Origin of the sequence: Cyanobium sp. Tous-M-B4 (assembly GCF_024345395.1) — a bacterium.
Classification (GTDB): Bacteria; Cyanobacteriota; Cyanobacteriia; order PCC-6307; family Cyanobiaceae; genus Cyanobium_A.
In genome coordinates this window covers 212114-228190 of sequence record NZ_JAGQBA010000005.1, presented here as the reverse complement: position 1 = coordinate 228190, position 16077 = coordinate 212114, and the positions used below count along the sequence as shown (strand labels likewise).

Below are 16077 nucleotides of genomic sequence, written 5' to 3'. Positions count from 1 at the left end.
TTGCTGGCTAGCCATGGTGATGAGCTGGGTCGCACCGCTAGGTGCGGCCGGCAGAACTGAAAGAAAGCAGATGCAGATTTCAACTAGCCAAGGGGCAGAGCGTTGCTACCGCCTGATCGATGCTGGCTGCGAGCCGCACCGTGAGCTCGACGCGCAATACAGCAGCCTTGATGACGCAATTGCTGATGCGATTGCTTGGGTTGAACCGATCACTGAAAGCAACCACCCCGCTGCGCTGATCGGTGTGGAGGTGTCCACTACCAAGGGGGGCTGGCGTACCTGTCGTATGCCAGGGCCCTTGCTTTGCCCGTTGCCGCGCTGATGCAGCGGGCAGGCCAAGAGGCTGCGCAGAGTTGCTCAAATGGCCAGCAACAGAAAACCCCCGGGGTGAGCGGGGGATTCTCTGGAGCGGCCGGGCAAGGGAATGCAGGCGCTCATGCCGGCACCTAACTCACTGGCGCCTTCTTTCACTGTGCAAGAGATCACAGCTGGCGGCTGCATGCGCGCAACAAATGCTCACTAGCAGCCACAGCTCCGCTGTGGCAAGTTCACAGCAGCCGCCGGCGACCGCAGCACTGCTGTGATCTCTTGCGCTAGCTCCTTTCATTTTGAGCGCTGCTGGGCTAGTCCCCTAACACCACTGCCTTGCCCCCCTTTGCGTTGTCCTGCAGCACAACCCTCTGGGTGCCAGTGCTTGATCTGGCGCACCTTGGTGTGCGTGGATGGACATTCTTGGGTAGCCGCACCGCAAGGTGGGGCCAGCAAAGCCGATGACGCCTGAGCTCGCTAACTGCGTACTTGAGGGATTGCTGCTGCTCCACGAGGAGCTGTCGCAAGACCCTGAGTCGCCTTGGTACGTAGGCACGCCAGATCAGACGCAGGTGCTGCATGACGAGCTCTGGATCTTGGCGGGAGAGCTCTACCCCCGCTCTAGCGCTGCTTTGGTGGATGCCTGGTACCGGGCTGGTCGCTCTGCGTTATTGCCGGTGAACTGCACCGGAGAGCTGTTCAGTAGCCGGCACCTCCAGCTGGTGGGCTGATTAGCTCTGCTACTGCTTGGTGCTTTCTGTCAAAGGTGCAGAGAAGTTCAGCTAGCAGGCGGCCTGCCAACCCTCGTCAGCGCTGCACCTCCCAGTAGCGCCAGCAGCAGGTTGAGGGTGGAATCAAAACCCATCTGCAATTTCTCAAGCGTGCCGGGGCATACCTGACCAACTGGCCGGCCCGCCAAGGCCCGCTGACCGCAGACCCCAGCAGCAAGGGAATAGATCAAAAGCTGGGTGCAGATCACTACCGCCAGGGTCTTAAAGACAAAGCGCTCACGATCAAAGGGAGGCTTACCGCCCCTCTGGGCAGGTGGCAGCAAGGGCGTCAGCTCATCGCTCATGCATCTACACGTGCAACCCTTTCCACTGCCTGCTTACGGCTGGCAGGTGAGCAGCCAGCCGGTGCCTTTGCCATCTGCTTCCCAACGGGGCTTCCAGTTCTTCCAGCTGTAGTGCTGGCCTGCGCCATTGGTATTCGCGGTGTAACCACCAGCGACTAGATCAGCTTCTCCGTTGGGGTCGTTGTGAATGGCGACCGCCTCGGTGAAACCGATCACCACACTCCAATGACCCCCACCTGATGGCGCAGATACAGAACCGTGATGCAGCCAGCCCACGGCTACCGGCCTTCCCAGGTTGATTTGTTGCTCTAAAGCTGCTTGCCCCCCGTTGGTCGCGAAGTTCGCCGTCAGCCCCAGGGAGCGCAAGGCCGAGAGCTGGGCTTCTGCACTTGTGCTGTCGCCGTACTTGGCGCGGATGGCGTTGTATTCGTCGTCCGAGCTGACCTTGCCCCAATATCGGGCGAGCATGGCGCAGCTACTGGAGAAACACTCCCGGTAGCCGGTGCCTGATGCGTTGTCGTTCTGGTTCTCCCAGGCCACCGGCAGGGGATTGGCATTGCCTGGTGTCTCTGGAGCCGGGAGTGCCGATGAGAAGGTCTGCCGCCAGGGCGCGGCCTCGGTGAGGATCGCTGGGTCGGCAGCAATCACGGCGAGCCGCAACTGCTCAATCCCCTCGAGTTGCTGTGGCTCTGACTTCCAGGCATTCCAGAACTGCTGCCAGCGCTCACCGCTGAAGGGCGCCTGGGCAGCAGGAGAGGTTGTGGTCATGGCAGCAAGGCAGTCCTTTGCTGTTGCCGCCCCGCCACTTCACGTCTTTCAGCTCAGACTGTGGAGCAGGTCGGACAGGTCGGTTGATGTGCCTCATGCCTGAGAGCCACGAGCTCTACTGCCAGCTGACGCGCAATCTCGACGACGAGAAGCTGCTGGCGCTCGATGCCCACTACAGGGAGAAGTGTGGCAACTCTGTGGAATGGGAGCTGCACGGCATCGTGATGAATGAGATCCACCAGCGCCGCAAGTTCAGGCGACAGAAACTGGAGCGCTCTCTCTGGCTCGCAAGCCGCCGCGGACGGCTCACAGAAGCGATCAAGCGCTGGCTGATCAGCCGCCGGCTCTGGAGTTCGGCCACTTGCGAGCGCCAACGCCCGCGCTCCTTGATCGGCCGGGTGCTGGCGCTGGTTTTCGAGAGCTACCAGAGCAGCAGACAACTAGCGATCGAAACACTTCCAGGCCGGCAGACCCCGCTGGAGCAACTCTGAGGAGAGACGAGAACGGGTAACGCCGCTGAGGCCAGGTGCTCGGCAATAGCCCCTGACATCCCCGGGGCGCTGCCCCCTATGCCATGGGCCTCACCTTGATCGAGGCAGCCAAATACGAAAACCGACTTGAGCATCTAGCTGTGCTCAAGACGTTTTCAGAGGGCGAACTGCTCGCCCAGCTGCCGTTCATGAATATTGCCGGCAGCGGCCTGTTCTATTCCGCAGAACAGGAGCTGCCATCTGTTGGCTTCCGCGCTGTCAATGAGGGCTATACCCAGAGCTATGGCGTGGTGGACCAGCGCGCAGAAGCGGTGCACCTATTTGGTGGTGACGTGGATGTGGATCGCTCGATCGTCGACCTGATGGGCCCTGAGGCCCGTGCCAGCCAGATCGAGATGAAGGTGCGCTCCATGCGCCTGACATTGGAGGCAACGGTGATCAATGGCGATAGCAGCGCCAACCCCAGGGCATTTGACGGCCTCAGTAAGCGCCTGCAGCCAGGCGATGCGATGGCAATCGACAACGCAGGCAGTGGTGGCGGCAGCGGTGGCAGCAGCACTGCTCCTGGTGCACCGCTTGATTTCGATCGCCTCGATGAGCTAATCGATTCGGTGAATGCCTATGGCGGCAGCAAGGTGCTGGTGATGAGCAAGGCAATGCGCCGTCAGCTCAATGCCCTGGCCCGCGCCTCGATTGGTGGTGGTGTTTATCAGACCAGCACCAACTCCTTTGGGATGACGGTGCACCGCTACCAGGACTGCGAGCTCGTCACAGTCGACCGCGATGCCCAGGGCATTGAGGTGATGGGTTACGACGAGGCGGGCGGCACCAGCTCGATTTACTGCTGCACCTTTGGTGATCAAGGCGTCACCGGCCTGCAGGGCCCCTTCCAGGGTCGCTATGGCATTTCGGTGCGCGACCTGGGCGAGGTACCTGATGCCCCGGTGTTTCGCACCCGCGTCGATTGGTACGTGGGCTTTGCCGTGCTGCAGAGCCGCGCTGCTGGTCGCCTCTACAACATCACCCCTGCTAACTGAGCCATGAACGGCAATCCCTTGCTTGATGCGGAGACCACCTTGGTGGGCTGGACCAACCGCAGCGCAATACGCAACTTGGAGCGCACCTTCCTCTCTGGAGAAGAGGTGCTGCTTACAACCAAGCTCGATGCAGCGTCACGCTTCTCAGTAGTAGCAAGTAACCCAGGCTCTGCTGCTCCAGTTGAAATTCAGGTTTCCTTTGCTCCTGTGCTGCGTGATGGCACAACCGGTAGCTGGGTAGTTGCAGCAACCGTGGCGCTGCCAGCAGAAGGCGGGCGGGTGGAGGCGTTCATCAGTGGACGTGACATCCAGCTCAATGCTGCTGATTTAGCGGATGTGGACCTGCCAGCGGTCTGCTTTGCCAAAGCGGAGGTGAGCCCCGAGACCCCAGAGGGGATGCACGTGGGCCTTACCGCCACCATTCCTGCTTGATGGTGACTCCTGTGCGCCATGACCTAAGTGATCCAGCCATTCCTGAGGGGATGGTGCGGATCAGTACTGGAGCAGAGCACCGCTTTATATGGCCGGTGCACCTAGGCGGCTGGCAAAGCCTGGGCTGGCAGCTGCAAGAGGCTGCAGCAGGTACACCTGTCTCACCACCTCTCGGTGGGATCGATCTGATTGCTCCGCTCGCGCCAGAGCCCGAGGAAGTAGCTCAGCCACTGCTTTCTGTTGAACCAGAAGCAGTGCCAGAAGCGCAATGGGAACCAGAGCCCGAAACAGCCGCTCAGCCCGAGCCAGAAGCCCAGCCCGAGCTAGTGCCAGTACCAGCGCCTGACTTTCAGGCCATGACCAAGGCGCAGATCCTTGAGCACTGCTCCAGCGTCTATGGCGTCGAGCTTGATGGCAGCCAAACCAAGGCAGAGCTGGTGGAGCAGGCCACGGCACTGGCGCAGCAACCGGTTGAGCAGCAGCTGAGTGATCTGCTGCTGGATGACCCCCTGATTTAACGAGGATCAGCAGATGACCATTGCCATGCGCACCAGCGTTGCGATCAGCAGTGGTCGCATCAGCGCGCAGCTAATCCGCCTGCTGCCACCTGCTGGCTGCCCTGGTGAGGCGGTGTGGGTGCCGTCCAATGAGGTGCAGCGCTGGGAGCAGCTCGGGTTTGGCCGTGCGCCGATCCCAGCTGGTGAATTGGAGCTGAGCTGGCAGCCAGCTGGCCCGGAGTCGGGCGGCCTAAACCCGATCGAGCTGCTGCTTAATCCGCGCACCACGCCTCCCAATGCGGTGACGGTGGACTGGGGCGATGGGGTGAGCGAAACCCTGCCCTGGCCCGTAGGCGGCGATGGCAATGGCCGGCTGCGACACGGCTACACCAGCCGTAGGAACTACACGATCACAACAGAGCTCACCGGCAGCGGTGTTACGGCAACGCTGCTGGTGAGCTTGGCGGGCTGTCCGATCTGGCAGCCCGAGGTCACCCCACCACCCGATGGAGGAGGCGGTGGAACAGCGCCTGGCAGCGTGCTGCCGTTGATCCCTGGTGTTGGCATTGCGGGCGGTGCCTACGACGGCAGCGCAACCCAGCAGTGGAGCCTGACGCCTTGGAGTGGCGGCAGCAGTGCTGGTGGTGTGCCGCCCAGCGATGGCTCTAGCGCCTTGTTCCTCTGTGCTGATGGCAGCTGGGCCATGCCGCCTGGCAGTAACGGCGGCACTCAGTGGTTTAACGGTGCTGGACCACCGCCGCTGACGATCAGTGGTGCTAATCCAGGTGACTACTACCTGGACAACCTCAGCGGCAACTTTTATGTGCTGGAGGGTTGATCGGCAATAGCGAGCAGGTCGCACCGCGAGGTGCGCTACGCAAATTCGCACCGCTTGGTGCGCGCGGCAACGTTGCAGCTGATTGATGCCCTGGAACCAGAGCTTGAACCTTGTTGGTCCAACAGGTCCTGCAGGTGCTGCTGGAGTAAGCGGAGAACCAGGTGCTGCTGGCCCGGCTGGAGAAAGCGGGCCTGCAGGTGAAATAGGCCCTGCAGGGCAGCAGGGTCCTGCTGGACCAGCGGGCCCGGCTGGTGAAAGTGGCCCTGCAGGTGTGGCCGGCCTAGCTGGTGATGTTGGTCCTACTGGCATAGATGGTCCACCTGGAGAACCTGGCCCTGCTGGCCTTGATGGACCCCCCGGCGTCGCTGGACCTCCTGGCGAGCCTGGCCCTACTGGAGAAGCAGGACCCGCTGGCGCTGCCTGTAATACCGAGTTCCGCGTTGATGCTGGTGTGCCGCAGTACTACCTAGCAGCAGAAGGTCGCTGGGGAAACCTTGCTGTCTTGGCAGTGGCGTCTGCGCCCGCTACTGCAATGGCTGAGCTGGATCCAAATCTTGAGGCACGCTCCCTTGATTCAGCCATAAGCCAAGACAGCGCCACCTCTGGCGCGGGTCAGGGTCAATGAGCTGGATAGAAGCGCTCAACCTTGCCGGGCCGGCTGGTGCTGCTGGTGCACAAGGAGCGGCAGGAGCACCAGGCCCTGCTGGACCAGCTGGGGCAGCAGGGGCAGTTGGCGAGCCTGGTGCTGAGGGCCCTGCTGGCCCGCAAGGAGATCAAGGTCCCCTTGGCCCTCAAGGTCCCCAGGGCCCTCAAGGAGCGCCCGGCGTGCAAGGCAGCCAAGGCGCTCAAGGCCCCCAGGGACCGCAAGGCCCTGCAGGAAATCCCGGTCCAGCAGGAGTGCAAGGCGTCATGGGCCCTACTGGTGCAGCGGGGCCGCAAGGCCCTGCAGCTACTAGTGATTTCCAGGTGCTTTCTGGTGTTCCCCATGCCTATATGGCAAATCAGGGGACCTGGGTGCCGCTTGGCATTGAGCCGCTTGCTCCTGTTATTCCAGAGGTGGGCGCACCGATTGGCGGCGGTTACTTTGCTGGCTTGATTAGCCATACGGCAGATGGCAACCCCACCCATTACCTAATTGTCGCGCCGCGTGATGCGGGCGCTACTGGCGGCTCAAATACCGGCATGCCCGAGGTTTACCCGCAGGCTTATAACCCGACCTATAGGGACTATGGGCCAAGCGGTGGTTGCGGCAGCAGGCATGACGGCTGGGCGAACACCGAGTGGATGATCCAAAATGGTGTTCACCCTGCTGCCCAGTGGTGTGCGGCACTAAATATCAACGGCTACGACGACTGGTACATGCCAGCGCACTACGAGCTGGAGATTGCCTACTTCCATCTCAAGCCAACAGCTACGCCGAACGTAGCTGATCCAGCCTATGGAGATGGGATCAACCCATACGCAGTGCCAAGGCGTGACTACCTATTCCCCCCATACGTGCCAGCCCAGTGCTTAAACCCAGCATTTCACTGGGGTGGCTCAGAAGCATTTATACCAATTATTCACTGGACATCATCAGAAAGGGATACTCGTGATTGCTACGTGTTGAGTATGGATAGTGGTTTGTTCTCTTGGATGCCCAAGATATTTATTTCACCTGTGCGCGCCATGCGCAAGATCCCCTACGGGTCGCTCTAGTCCAGTCAGCTTGCTCAACGTCCCTGCCTGTGCTCCCTGCAGCTTTGCTGAACGCGGCTGCGGCTAGCTGCTAGCGGCTAGCGGTGAGATACGGCAATAGCTGCTGTTGACACACCGGGCTGCTGGCCCGCTTGACCATGGCTTGGGTAGCAGGCGGCTCTCTTAAAGGTCCCCAGGGTGAGCAAGGCATTCAGGGCGCCCAAGGGGTGCAAGGCCTTGCTGGCGCTGATGGCGTTCAAGGCGTCCAAGGACCACAAGGAGAAGCCGGCATCCAGGGTCCGATTGGTCCTGATGGTGTTCAAGGCCAGCAGGGCATCCAGGGTGCTGCGGGGTTGGGCATCACCTTTAAGGGCCAGGTGGCGACAGAAACGGAGCTGCCAGCTGGTGCAGCCCAGGGCGATGCGTACATCGTGCAGGCCGATGACTCCTTTCAGGTATGGGATGCGGCCAGCAGCACCTGGGTGAATGGCGGCTCGATCCAGGGACCCCAGGGAATTGAAGGCCCTGCAGGCGTTGCTGGCATTCAAGGAGAAATAGGCCCTGCTGGCGCTCAAGGCGTGGAAGGACCAGCCGGCGTGCAGGGCACGCGCGGTACGGGCTGGTTCAACGGCAGCGGCGCCCCTGCAGCTGACATCCCAGGTTCGATTCCTGGTGATCTGTATTTAGATAACGCCACGGGCGACGTGTACACCCTGAGCTGAGTGGTGGCCTGGTCGCTTGCTGCCAACCTGCAGGGCCCGGCTGGTCCGAGTGCGGTGTCGGCTGATGCCGGCAACAGCGCCAGGTTGGGCACTGACGCCAAGGTGTTTGTGCCCTCCTCCCTTTACGTCCTGCCCGCAGCGACGGCCAAGGTGTTGGGCGGCATCAAGGTGGGTGCTGGGTTGAGCATGACGGCCGATGGCGTGCTCAGCGCTGCGATGGCAACCACCTACGTCAATAAGGCTGGCGATGTGATGAACGGCCCGCTGCGCTTTGCCAATAGCGGCGGTGTTTCAACCTTCAATGGCCGGGACGTTTACCTGTACTACGACGGCACCTTCTTTCGCTGCCAGCTGCCGTCTTCTAGATCGGCCTGGCGAATTGAGAACAGCAGCGGCCAGGTGACCTTTGGCTCTTGTCCTGCAGCAGCTGACCCGCCGGTTGCGGCCAGTGACCTGACCAATAAGGGCTATATCGACAAGCTCGTGAGCGCGCTTTTAGATGAGCTGCAGGCCCTCAAGGCAGAGGTGGCTGCCCTCAAGACTGCGAGCTGAGGGCTTGCTACTGGCTTGATTTGCTCTCAGCAGATCGCTCCTGCGATCGCAACGCCCCACCAATGCACCAATGTGCCGCAATGTGCCGCAGGGAACCTGGCAGCAGGCACCAGTTCACGCGAGCTTGAGCCCATCTCTGCTTTGAGTAGATGAGCTGGTCTGATCTGGAGCGGTTGGTGGCTGATGCAGAAAGCAGCCCGGCGCTCCAGCAGGTCCTGGGCCAGTGCCATAGCCGCCAGGAGCTCCTACGCACCGCCCGCCAGCTGGGCTATCGGGTGACAAAAAGCGACCTGCTGAATGCCTGGCTGGAGCACCACAACGCAGCGGAAGTGCAAGGAGCGGATAAAGCCTCCAATTACTGAGCCCCAACGCTTCTGCAAGGACTGGCGTGCTCTAGTCAGCCCACTGCCTTAGCCAGCCCCAGAGCCCGCTCGAGCCACGCAGCGAGGCCGGGCGCGACAGCATGTAACGAAGTCGTTACACAGCTCTCATGACAGTCGGGGAAGTCTTTCTGGAGTCGATCTCTAGCGGTGTGATCACGGAACATGAAATCTCCTGGGTTGCCTCCCATCAAGGCGCCTTTGCCCGCCACGAGGAAGCCCTGGCGCTACGGCTGGGGCGCTTGGTAGATGAGGGGCAGATCAACCTCGGGTGCCGCCTGCCTAGTCGTCTTGTTCAGCACAAGCTTGTGCTCAACGAATGGATCGAACCGCTCGGCCGGCGCCGCGGCGTAGCGGCCGCTTGCGCCTGACACCGCAGCAGCTCCCATGACGCAAGACAAAACACTGCACTACTGGCAGAACATGCGGATCGCCATGGAGGCTGCCGGTGCAACCTCAAGTGCCATCTACAAACGAGCACTGGCGATTACCCAGGGGCTTCCAGATCCCCTCGCTGCTCAGGATTCAGCTGAGGGGTAACTGCTAGTCCCTTTCAGGGGCGGGGGCAGCACCCCCGGTGGCGGTCCTCCTTTCGCCTTGATCACCGGCAGAACTCCCACAACTCCAGTTCTCAATCCTTGGGGGCGCTGGTGCTGTAGCGGCTCGGCGAACTTATGCCGCCTGTTGCTCATCGCCCACCGAAGGTGGATGGCCCACCAGCTCAGAAGACTCGCAAGCGGTGATCCAGCTACGCAGCAGCGGGTAGCGCTGAACCATCGCTGCGTATTCAGCTGATTGACGGTAGGTGGATTCCAAAAGCCGGTAGTCAAGGTCCTGCTGCATGGACTGCTGCTCACCTGAAACCAGCTCTGCTGCTAGCGCGAGATGCCTGCGGTCTGAATGATCAATTGTCATGGAGATCAAAGCGGGCGCCAATGACTGCGGCAAAGCGCTCTGCATCAACCCTGCTGGTGACGGCTGGCGGCTGCTGCTCCTGTCAGTGGGAGCAGACAGAAAGCGTCGCTAGTAGCCGAGCAGGCCAGAGCTGGGCGCCCCTTGCATCGCATGTTCACAACCTGTTACATTGGCTTTAACACTTCGTCACAATCATGACTGAGTCCGCTTCTCGCTTCGGGTTTGTCGCTTTCGCCGAAACCTGGAATGGCCGTCTGGCCATGCTCGGCTTTGTGATCGGTCTTGGCACCGAGCTGCTCACCGGCCAGGGCATCCTTTCCCAAATCGGTCTGGGTTGAACGTCATGGAAACCGATTACACCACTGCAATTTCGGTCGTAGCCCTGATCACCGTTGTGCTCTCGGCAATGACGATCTACGTGCTGAGCCGGCCTACGGACCTGGCTAAGAGGGTTTGATGATTTCCGCAATCACCATCGTTCTTATCGGTGCCTGGATTGTTGGTGCTCTCAATCAGCCGGATCTTGCCGATTGAGCTTCTAACTCTTGCTTCTTCTGCTTGCCAGCAACTGTTCCGCCACCAAAAGCCATGACCAACACTCCTTCTAACGACCCAGCGCTTGATGACAGCACCGAACAGCTGAACCTCATGGAGCAGCTCAAGCAAGTTGAACTGTTTAACGGCCGCGCCGCCATGGTTGGCATCGTTACAGGCATCGTGGTGGAAGGCCTCACCGGCTTTGGCATCGCCCATCAAATTGGCCTCGGCGCCTTGGTTGATGGCTACGCCGCTTGCCGCACTCAGTTCCTGCCCTTCTGCTTCTGAGCTTCTGCAGGCCTTTTATTTTCTGACCCCTAGGTATTGCCTGGGTTTTTTTTGTTGGTTGCCAATGGATTAACCGGCGGCCTCCAAGGCCGCCGGTTGGCCGGCTAGACGGACCAGCGCAGTGGAGGCTCGAGCTCTTGGTGCTCTTCTTCCAGCTGGATTAGCCACCAGGCTGCTGGATAGGCGGGCTCGGGCTGGGGCTCCTGCCATTGACCGGACACTTGTGCTTCTTCCCAAGCATCAATGAGGGACTGCATGGTGGTGGAGAGCGGGAACATCGCTGTGATGCAAAGAACGCGCACCTGACACCCCGAGAAGCGGGGAAAACTGGAGAGCGGTTTTGCAGACCCGATGGGCCCCTTCCACCCACCTGAGGTGCTGAATGGGCGGTTCTGCTCAGCGCACCTAGCGGTGCGACAGCGGGCACGGGCCTATGCGGAATGCCCGAGCGGGAGCGAGCGGCTGGAGCAGGCAGGCCGCTGCTCTACTTCCAGCTGACAAGCGAGCAAAAAGGGCAATGGAACCCGACCAGGCGGGAGCGGTGGAATCCCCTGGCTCGCTGTTGCCCCATAGGTCTGTGCCCGGCTTGCCCGGATTGCATGGTTTATTCAGCGGCCGCAAACGCCGCGCAACCCCGACCAGGCGGGAGCGGGTGGAGCAAGAAAGGCCGCTGCTTTGGTCTGTTTCCTGCTCTCTTCTGCTCCCCTGCCCGCTAGACCTGCCACCAAGCCAGCACCCCAATTGAAGGGGGCCGATGGCCCCCCACTGGGGGATTAGCAGACTGAGACGGTGACGCCGGGGAGGCCCTGGAACTTGCGGGCAAAGGCAAATGCTTTTTCAGCAGGGATTAGCCGCATCTTCTTGACGGGCTTACCGCGCCTCCCGAAGTGCTCAACGGTGCAGGGCACAGCGCCGCTCTTTTTGATTCCGGGCGCATAGCGATGGACGATCAGCAGGCGGATATTGCAGACGGGGCCTTGTGGAGCTGCCATGGAAATTTTGGCGAGGAACCCCTAGGTCACGCCCCACGGCGCAGCAGCAGGCAAGGGTGGCGTAGCCACTTGCGTAGCCCTTTCCGTCTGCGAGCAAGTGAGGGCAACCTGCAAGGGGTGCTCGACGAATTACCAGCAGTGCTCCAAAGCCAACGGTGCTGGTTCATTCCGCCTGCCGGTTGCTACGGCAGGGATCAACCAAAGCAAGAGGAGCTGAGTGCTGCCTTTACGCAGTAGGGGGGCGGTGAGAAAACCTCAAGGGATGGGGTCCTGCTGTCTGGCAAAAGAAGCGCCTGCATTTCAGGCACCCGGTGTCAACCACGCATGAGTGCTCATACAGGGGAAAGGGCCAGAGGCCCCATGAAACCGGCCTAGCCGGCTGGAGCTTCTGGCTCTGGGCAGATCAGATCAACCGCCTGCCGGGCTGCACTGATCACCTGCAGCAACACTTTTGGGGATTGGCGCAGCACTGATATCCAGCTCTGGAGATAGGCGGCGTGATTGGTGAGCTCACAGCCGATCTGCAGCCGCTGCCCCAGCAGAACGCTGCCCAGCTCGGCCACAAGCTCTTCTCGGGCATAGCGGCTGGAGCCAAAGGCGCCGGATTGATCCCGCTTAAGCCGCGACTCGTGGCCTGTGGAGTGAATGGCCTCATGGCCCCAGGTGGCATAGAGCGCTGGCGCCCCGTGGAAGCTTTCGCGCAGCGGCAGCTGGATGCGATCGGAGCTGGTGGAATAAAAAGCCCGCTCACCACCCCAGCTGGCTGGCACCGGCCAAGCAGAGAGAACGTGCTCGGCGCGGGCGATCGGCTCAATCGCTGGCCGTCCCTCTTGGGCCTGCTCCTTTGGGGCTGGCATGCGTGCGGCGATCAAGCCAGCCAAGGCATCGCCCTCAAGATCGCAGGCATTGAATACCGGCACTGGGCGGTAGCTGGCCCAGCTGTGCAGCACCTTCTCGCCATTGGACACTTCCTTCTCGCTGGAGTGCAGCTGCGGCCGCAGGATGCGGACGGACTTTGAGCCTTTGCGGGGGAAGATGCCCAACTTCTTGGCCTCCCCAAAGCCGCACCAGAAGGGCAGCTCAGCGCCACGCATGGACATGCCGAGCTCCAAAAGGATTGGATTGCTGCCGCGGTAGGCACGGCCTGTGAGCAGATTGATGTGAACACCGCCGGTGTGGCAATCCCAAGGCTTGCGCCATGGCGTGCTGCCAGCTTCTAGGAGCTTGATGAGATCACGGACCAGCGCTTCTTCTGGCGAGGGACCTGAGCTCTTGCTGCGTGACTTTGGTGATGCGGCCATTGGATAGGGCGCAAAGGACTGGAAGTGACCGCGCCGGTGAGGGCAAGGGCGGCGTTAGCCGCTCGCGTAGCCCTTGCGCCACCTGCGCACACTGAAGTTCCCTGCGCGTACCAAACCCTTGTCCTCCAGGCTCTGTCGCACCGGGAGGTGCGCTCAGTAGATCTGCACCGCTAGGTGCGCCCCGCAGACCACCACCGATAGGTCCACTTGGCGGCGAAAGAGATAAAGCAGGCCGCCGATATGGCGGCCTGCAGGAGCTCAGATAAGTGCCACCTCCCCTGGGAGCAGAACCCGGCGCTTCTGAGCTGCTGCCAATAGCTCTTGGCGATAGAGCTCTTCTCCAGCAGCGCTTAGGGCTGAATCGATGGCATCGATTCGTGCCAGGCACTGAGCGATGGCAGGCAGCACCTCTTCTTCTAAAAGGGTGATTTCCTCTTCTCCATAGGGCTGCTCGCTCCAGGTGCGGCGCAGCGGCAGATCACGGCGCAGCAGCTGCTCGATAGAGCGCGAGGCGCGATCTAGCAGCAGGAAGGGATCTTCTTCTGGCCGGCAGAACTTGGACTGGGCGCTATAGGTGGCCATGGGATTCGGCGCCAGGTGTGGCGCAGCGATGGGACCGATCCCAGAGGCGTACTGACGCAGGAAGGAAGCACAATGGAGAGGACCCGGAGTAAGCCCCACCGGAAGCCGACCCAGCCAGAGCGAGGCTTCAGCACAGGTCAGGTCAAGGCAAGACTGATCAGATCTTTCGCAGACGCGGCTTGCTGAGGTGATGCACCGCATGCACCACTACGCCAAATAGCCCTGAGCGATCAAATACCTCCAGGTCCAAAGGAATTGCTGCCTCTCCTGGCCGCACGGGTTCAAGCAACCACTGCTCCCCCTGGCGCAAAAGCGGCCGCATCAAGAAGCTGCCTTGGTGGGCAACGACGACGACATGGCCGGAGCAGGGTTCAATGCTGCGGTCGATCACCATCAGGTCGCCGTCATTGATCCCGTGCTGGCGCATGCCATTGCCGCTGGCCCGCATGTAGAAGGTGCAGACCGGGTTAGGAATTAGGGCGGCATGGAGATCCAAGCCCTCACCCAATGAACCCAAACAGAAGGGCACAGGCTCTCCAATGGGCAGGTCGGCCAACATCAAACCAGCAGTGGCAGCAGTACAGCCGTTCTACTCCTGGCGGGGCGTGTTGGGTCGGCTCAGCTGCCTGCTTCTGGCCAGGGCGCAAGCTTCATGTCCCCCACCTTGTTCCAGGTTTTGCATTTGGGATCAGCCAGCCGATAGAGGGCGTTGCCGCCTGCTCCGCTCTTGGTGACGACCAGGACCGGCGCACCAGGCCAGCCGATCCGCCAAAGCTTCTCATCACCTGCCAACACAATCAAATCGCCGGTGGCAGGGTGCTTGAGGTCTGGGGCCATCGCTGCACCGTAGAAAGCCACAGGCGATTGGCTGTCAGTGCGGCAGAGCAATCGGCAGGGGCGCGCACGGGTTAGGTGCGCCTGGCTCCGCGCCAAGCGGCTGGGCACTAGGCCCCCAGCTGCTGCCGCAGAGCCTCAAGCGCTTTCTTCTGGGCCCGCTGCACCGACATGGCGCTGATTTGCAGCTGCTCTGCCGCCTGCCGCAGCGAGAGGCCCTCAAGGATGGTGAGCCTAAGGGCCGTGGCTTGCGGCGCAGGCAGCTGATCTACTAGCTGCTCCAGCGCCAGATCATCAGCGGGCCCCGCTGCTTCTTGCACTGGGCTGGCCAGCTGATCGAGCAGGCAAGGCTCGCCAGAGGCGTGGCCATCAAGGCTGATGTGACCCAGGGGGCACTGACCCTGCTCATGCAGCCGGCGTGGAATGCGCACCAGCCGCACCCGATCGCGCAGGTGATGCTGCAGGGCACCTGAGATGCAGCGGCGCAGATAGGGCTCTGCAGGCTCGCCTGCTTTACAGCGCAGCACTGAACGGAGCAGGGCTTCTCTGGCTACCTGGATCAGATCCTCCCGCTCGACCAAAGGGAAGAAGCGGCGGGCTACAGCTGAGGCAACGGCATCAGCCAGAGGCAGGTGCTGGAGCACCAGGGCATCGCGGGCACGGAGGGCAGAGCGGGAAAGCGGGGCAGCCATCTAGGGACGGCGAAGAACCCCACCCCCAACGGCCAGCCGCAGGGATGTGACAAGGACGCCCCAACGGGGCGCATGGCCCGATCCTTGACGCAGCGCGAGGACTGGACGAGGGATTCAGGTGGGTGTTTGACGGCCTGGTGGCGATCCAGTTCCTTCGACTCCAGAGCAGTGGGCCAAGCCAGTCGCGTCCATGCTCAGATCCGTAATGCCGCTGCTGGGCCCCGCTGAAGTCGGATGAAAGGGGGCCAGAAGAAGCCCCCCGGCCTTTAGAAGGGCAGCAGGCCCTCCATCGGGATCAACGTGGCTCAGGCTGCTCGGCCTGCCTCTCGCTGAGCAGATCAACTCCTGCGGAGAAGGCTGGGCTACTAAGAGCTCAGCACGCCGAGTTCGCCCTCGGCCCCAGCACTCATCACTGAGCCAGAGCAGGAAGCCATCGCTGCTGGCAGAGGAATGAAGCCGGCGGGCGGTCTGGATGTGAGCGAGGGCCGTTGTGGGCGCAGCGCAGGACGCCACCTCCAGCGCGGGGCGGGACATTAACCGTTTTCAGCCAGGGTTGCCTGAGCGTTTGCTTCTCGATGCTTGTTGCACCCGCATTCTTCAGCTTCGGGGGGGGAGAGTCGAACCTTGGCCGATAAAAAACTCGTCTTCCTTGCCGTTGAGTGTTATTCCATCCGCCCATGTCAAGCAGATGCAATGACCCGTTGAAAGTGAGCGGATAACACAGGTGCCGCCTCCCGCGGAGCGTTCGACCACGTAACCAGGGTTCTGCCAGAGGACCGGCAGCCCTTCGTCGAGCGCTCTGAGGATTTCCGCAAGTGTCATCACGGCGAGAATATTGCGGCTCGGCACCCACAGGTCTTATAGTACGCTTGTATTGAGCGAGCAGCCGTGGTCGTTACCCTTGCAGGCTTCCGTGCGACGTTGCGGGTTACTTGGGCTGATCCAGAGTCGCCCGGCGAAAGAGTCTTCAGTTATTGGAACAACGAAGCTGTCACGCCAGAGGCCTGTGATCGTGAAGAAGTTCTGCATATTGTTCGAGCTTCAGATGGAGCGTTCCGACTTGAGATCGCAAACCTTCTCCACACTGGATCTCTGGAAGAGCTTGAGGGTGTTCTCTATTCATGGGCTTGCGATGAAGGCTGGTTTGACTAATTGGCA

The 16077-nt window shown here is 61.3% G+C and carries 29 protein-coding genes; 19 read left to right on the top strand and 10 right to left on the bottom strand.

The genetic code is table 11. The annotated features are described in order from the left end of the window. The first annotated feature begins 70 nt into the window (after positions 1–70). Both KBY73_RS11440 and KBY73_RS11435 read left to right on the top strand, forming a co-directional pair. A complete protein-coding gene (locus KBY73_RS11440; RefSeq protein ID WP_254937218.1) occupies positions 71–322 on the top strand; it encodes a hypothetical protein in 252 nt (83 codons plus the stop codon). Between the two features lie 448 nt (positions 323–770). After that, entirely contained in the window at positions 771–1040 is a 270-nt protein-coding gene (locus KBY73_RS11435; RefSeq protein ID WP_254937217.1) for a hypothetical protein, read from the top strand. A gap of 47 nt (positions 1041–1087) precedes the next feature. Here KBY73_RS11435 and KBY73_RS11430 read toward each other — a convergent pair whose 3' ends face one another. Together KBY73_RS11430 and KBY73_RS11425 are read right to left on the bottom strand one after the other, a co-directional pair. Next, entirely contained in the window at positions 1088–1384 is a 297-nt protein-coding gene (locus KBY73_RS11430; protein WP_254937216.1) for a hypothetical protein, read from the bottom strand. Positions 1385–1417: 33 nt separating this feature from the next. Further along, a complete protein-coding gene (locus tag KBY73_RS11425) occupies positions 1418–2152 on the bottom strand; it encodes a C39 family peptidase (protein WP_254937215.1) in 735 nt (244 codons plus the stop codon). Positions 2153–2247: 95 nt separating this feature from the next. Between KBY73_RS11425 and KBY73_RS11420 the strand changes: the two genes are divergently transcribed. The 13 genes from KBY73_RS11420 to KBY73_RS11360 all read left to right on the top strand — a co-directional run bounded on the left by KBY73_RS11420 (position 2248) and on the right by KBY73_RS11360 (position 9318). After that, positions 2248–2643, top strand: coding sequence for a hypothetical protein (locus KBY73_RS11420; protein ID WP_254937214.1), 396 nt, complete (start codon positions 2248–2250; stop codon positions 2641–2643). Between the two features lie 83 nt (positions 2644–2726). Then, the gene (locus KBY73_RS11415) at positions 2727–3680 is read left to right on the top strand and encodes a major capsid protein (RefSeq protein ID WP_254937213.1); all 954 of its coding nucleotides are present in this window, start codon (positions 2727–2729) and stop codon (positions 3678–3680) included. A 3-nt stretch (positions 3681–3683) separates the two neighbouring features. Continuing rightward, on the top strand, positions 3684–4112 hold the full coding sequence (locus tag KBY73_RS11410; protein WP_254937212.1) for a hypothetical protein: 429 nt from the start codon (positions 3684–3686) through the stop codon (positions 4110–4112). Further along, the gene (locus tag KBY73_RS11405) at positions 4109–4630 is read left to right on the top strand and encodes a hypothetical protein (protein ID WP_254937211.1); all 522 of its coding nucleotides are present in this window, start codon (positions 4109–4111) and stop codon (positions 4628–4630) included. The genes KBY73_RS11410 and KBY73_RS11405 overlap by 4 nt, the downstream gene beginning before the upstream one ends. 25 nt (positions 4631–4655) lie before the next feature. After that, entirely contained in the window at positions 4656–5447 is a 792-nt protein-coding gene (locus KBY73_RS11400; RefSeq protein ID WP_254937210.1) for a hypothetical protein, read from the top strand. Between the two features lie 311 nt (positions 5448–5758). Beyond that, positions 5759–5917 (top strand): hypothetical protein, encoded by a 159-nt coding sequence (locus KBY73_RS11395; RefSeq protein ID WP_254937209.1) that lies wholly within the window; start codon positions 5759–5761, stop codon positions 5915–5917. 176 nt (positions 5918–6093) lie between these two features. Further along, positions 6094–6543 (top strand): hypothetical protein, encoded by a 450-nt coding sequence (locus tag KBY73_RS11390; RefSeq protein ID WP_254937320.1) that lies wholly within the window; start codon positions 6094–6096, stop codon positions 6541–6543. Next, complete coding sequence (locus tag KBY73_RS11385; RefSeq protein WP_254937319.1) at positions 6504–7145, top strand: hypothetical protein; 642 nt, start codon at positions 6504–6506, stop codon at positions 7143–7145. The genes KBY73_RS11390 and KBY73_RS11385 overlap by 40 nt, the downstream gene beginning before the upstream one ends. 137 nt (positions 7146–7282) lie before the next feature. Next, complete coding sequence (locus tag KBY73_RS11380; RefSeq protein WP_254937208.1) at positions 7283–7846, top strand: hypothetical protein; 564 nt, start codon at positions 7283–7285, stop codon at positions 7844–7846. 3 nt (positions 7847–7849) lie between these two features. Then, on the top strand, positions 7850–8398 hold the full coding sequence (locus tag KBY73_RS11375) for a hypothetical protein (RefSeq protein WP_254937207.1): 549 nt from the start codon (positions 7850–7852) through the stop codon (positions 8396–8398). Positions 8399–8547: 149 nt separating this feature from the next. After that, complete coding sequence (locus tag KBY73_RS11370; protein WP_254937206.1) at positions 8548–8760, top strand: Nif11-like leader peptide family natural product precursor; 213 nt, start codon at positions 8548–8550, stop codon at positions 8758–8760. A gap of 128 nt (positions 8761–8888) precedes the next feature. Continuing rightward, positions 8889–9149: a hypothetical protein gene (locus KBY73_RS11365; RefSeq protein WP_254937205.1), complete on the top strand. Its 261-nt coding sequence runs from the start codon at positions 8889–8891 to the stop codon at positions 9147–9149. 16 nt (positions 9150–9165) lie between these two features. Further along, positions 9166–9318, top strand: coding sequence for a hypothetical protein (locus tag KBY73_RS11360; protein WP_254937204.1), 153 nt, complete (start codon positions 9166–9168; stop codon positions 9316–9318). Between the two features lie 132 nt (positions 9319–9450). Here the strand turns inward: KBY73_RS11360 and KBY73_RS11355 are convergent, their stop codons facing one another. Continuing rightward, positions 9451–9621 (bottom strand): hypothetical protein, encoded by a 171-nt coding sequence (locus tag KBY73_RS11355; RefSeq protein WP_254937203.1) that lies wholly within the window; start codon positions 9619–9621, stop codon positions 9451–9453. A gap of 266 nt (positions 9622–9887) precedes the next feature. On the opposite strand from KBY73_RS11355, the gene KBY73_RS11350 reads away from it, so the two are divergent. The 3 genes from KBY73_RS11350 to KBY73_RS11340 all read left to right on the top strand — a co-directional run bounded on the left by KBY73_RS11350 (position 9888) and on the right by KBY73_RS11340 (position 10518). Next, positions 9888–10031 carry a chlorophyll a/b-binding protein gene (locus KBY73_RS11350; RefSeq protein WP_094560385.1) on the top strand — a complete coding sequence of 48 codons (144 nt, stop codon included), beginning with the start codon at positions 9888–9890 and terminating at the stop codon, positions 10029–10031. Continuing rightward, on the top strand, positions 10028–10150 hold the full coding sequence (locus KBY73_RS11345) for a hypothetical protein (protein ID WP_254937318.1): 123 nt from the start codon (positions 10028–10030) through the stop codon (positions 10148–10150). The genes KBY73_RS11350 and KBY73_RS11345 overlap by 4 nt, the downstream gene beginning before the upstream one ends. 131 nt (positions 10151–10281) lie before the next feature. Continuing rightward, a complete protein-coding gene (locus KBY73_RS11340) occupies positions 10282–10518 on the top strand; it encodes a chlorophyll a/b-binding protein (protein WP_254937202.1) in 237 nt (78 codons plus the stop codon). 104 nt (positions 10519–10622) lie between these two features. On the opposite strand, the gene KBY73_RS11335 is transcribed toward KBY73_RS11340, so the two are convergent. The 7 genes from KBY73_RS11335 to KBY73_RS11305 form a co-directional block, all read right to left on the bottom strand. After that, positions 10623–10796, bottom strand: coding sequence for a hypothetical protein (locus tag KBY73_RS11335; protein WP_254937201.1), 174 nt, complete (start codon positions 10794–10796; stop codon positions 10623–10625). A 495-nt stretch (positions 10797–11291) separates the two neighbouring features. Further along, positions 11292–11510: a hypothetical protein gene (locus tag KBY73_RS11330; protein ID WP_254931390.1), complete on the bottom strand. Its 219-nt coding sequence runs from the start codon at positions 11508–11510 to the stop codon at positions 11292–11294. Positions 11511–11881: 371 nt separating this feature from the next. After that, on the bottom strand, positions 11882–12811 hold the full coding sequence (locus KBY73_RS11325; protein ID WP_254937200.1) for an ArdC family protein: 930 nt from the start codon (positions 12809–12811) through the stop codon (positions 11882–11884). Between the two features lie 258 nt (positions 12812–13069). Continuing rightward, positions 13070–13393 carry a hypothetical protein gene (locus KBY73_RS11320; RefSeq protein WP_254937199.1) on the bottom strand — a complete coding sequence of 108 codons (324 nt, stop codon included), beginning with the start codon at positions 13391–13393 and terminating at the stop codon, positions 13070–13072. A 157-nt stretch (positions 13394–13550) separates the two neighbouring features. After that, positions 13551–13952, bottom strand: a complete 402-nt coding sequence (locus KBY73_RS11315) for a LexA family transcriptional regulator (RefSeq protein ID WP_254937198.1) — start codon at positions 13950–13952, stop codon at positions 13551–13553. A gap of 59 nt (positions 13953–14011) precedes the next feature. After that, entirely contained in the window at positions 14012–14230 is a 219-nt protein-coding gene (locus KBY73_RS11310; RefSeq protein WP_254937197.1) for a hypothetical protein, read from the bottom strand. A gap of 107 nt (positions 14231–14337) precedes the next feature. Further along, on the bottom strand, positions 14338–14919 hold the full coding sequence (locus tag KBY73_RS11305) for a sigma-70 family RNA polymerase sigma factor (RefSeq protein WP_254937196.1): 582 nt from the start codon (positions 14917–14919) through the stop codon (positions 14338–14340). 888 nt (positions 14920–15807) lie between these two features. On the opposite strand from KBY73_RS11305, the gene KBY73_RS11300 reads away from it, so the two are divergent. Further along, positions 15808–16071, top strand: a complete 264-nt coding sequence (locus KBY73_RS11300; protein ID WP_254937195.1) for a hypothetical protein — start codon at positions 15808–15810, stop codon at positions 16069–16071. The last annotated feature ends 6 nt before the right edge of the window (positions 16072–16077 follow it).

Bases quoted from the DNA above. Each gene is read 5' to 3' on its own strand.
- KBY73_RS11440 (WP_254937218.1), top strand. From the start codon at position 71: ATGCAGATTTCAACTAGCCAAGGGGCAGAGCGTTGCTACCGCCTGATC.
- KBY73_RS11435 (WP_254937217.1), top strand. From the start codon at position 771: ATGACGCCTGAGCTCGCTAACTGCGTACTTGAGGGATTGCTGCTGCTC.
- KBY73_RS11430 (WP_254937216.1), bottom strand. From the start codon at position 1,384: ATGAGCGATGAGCTGACGCCCTTGCTGCCACCTGCCCAGAGGGGCGGT.
- KBY73_RS11425 (WP_254937215.1), bottom strand. From the start codon at position 2,152: ATGACCACAACCTCTCCTGCTGCCCAGGCGCCCTTCAGCGGTGAGCGC.
- KBY73_RS11420 (WP_254937214.1), top strand. From the start codon at position 2,248: ATGCCTGAGAGCCACGAGCTCTACTGCCAGCTGACGCGCAATCTCGAC.
- KBY73_RS11415 (WP_254937213.1), top strand. From the start codon at position 2,727: ATGGGCCTCACCTTGATCGAGGCAGCCAAATACGAAAACCGACTTGAG.
- KBY73_RS11410 (WP_254937212.1), top strand. From the start codon at position 3,684: ATGAACGGCAATCCCTTGCTTGATGCGGAGACCACCTTGGTGGGCTGG.
- KBY73_RS11400 (WP_254937210.1), top strand. From the start codon at position 4,656: ATGCGCACCAGCGTTGCGATCAGCAGTGGTCGCATCAGCGCGCAGCTA.
- KBY73_RS11395 (WP_254937209.1), top strand. From the start codon at position 5,759: ATGGTCCACCTGGAGAACCTGGCCCTGCTGGCCTTGATGGACCCCCCG.
- KBY73_RS11380 (WP_254937208.1), top strand. From the start codon at position 7,283: ATGGCTTGGGTAGCAGGCGGCTCTCTTAAAGGTCCCCAGGGTGAGCAA.
- KBY73_RS11370 (WP_254937206.1), top strand. From the start codon at position 8,548: ATGAGCTGGTCTGATCTGGAGCGGTTGGTGGCTGATGCAGAAAGCAGC.
- KBY73_RS11365 (WP_254937205.1), top strand. From the start codon at position 8,889: ATGACAGTCGGGGAAGTCTTTCTGGAGTCGATCTCTAGCGGTGTGATC.
- KBY73_RS11360 (WP_254937204.1), top strand. From the start codon at position 9,166: ATGACGCAAGACAAAACACTGCACTACTGGCAGAACATGCGGATCGCC.
- KBY73_RS11355 (WP_254937203.1), bottom strand. From the start codon at position 9,621: ATGCAGCAGGACCTTGACTACCGGCTTTTGGAATCCACCTACCGTCAA.
- KBY73_RS11350 (WP_094560385.1), top strand. From the start codon at position 9,888: ATGACTGAGTCCGCTTCTCGCTTCGGGTTTGTCGCTTTCGCCGAAACC.
- KBY73_RS11340 (WP_254937202.1), top strand. From the start codon at position 10,282: ATGACCAACACTCCTTCTAACGACCCAGCGCTTGATGACAGCACCGAA.
- KBY73_RS11335 (WP_254937201.1), bottom strand. From the start codon at position 10,796: ATGTTCCCGCTCTCCACCACCATGCAGTCCCTCATTGATGCTTGGGAA.
- KBY73_RS11330 (WP_254931390.1), bottom strand. From the start codon at position 11,510: ATGGCAGCTCCACAAGGCCCCGTCTGCAATATCCGCCTGCTGATCGTC.
- KBY73_RS11325 (WP_254937200.1), bottom strand. From the start codon at position 12,811: ATGGCCGCATCACCAAAGTCACGCAGCAAGAGCTCAGGTCCCTCGCCA.
- KBY73_RS11320 (WP_254937199.1), bottom strand. From the start codon at position 13,393: ATGGCCACCTATAGCGCCCAGTCCAAGTTCTGCCGGCCAGAAGAAGAT.
- KBY73_RS11315 (WP_254937198.1), bottom strand. From the start codon at position 13,952: ATGTTGGCCGACCTGCCCATTGGAGAGCCTGTGCCCTTCTGTTTGGGT.
- KBY73_RS11310 (WP_254937197.1), bottom strand. From the start codon at position 14,230: ATGGCCCCAGACCTCAAGCACCCTGCCACCGGCGATTTGATTGTGTTG.
- KBY73_RS11305 (WP_254937196.1), bottom strand. From the start codon at position 14,919: ATGGCTGCCCCGCTTTCCCGCTCTGCCCTCCGTGCCCGCGATGCCCTG.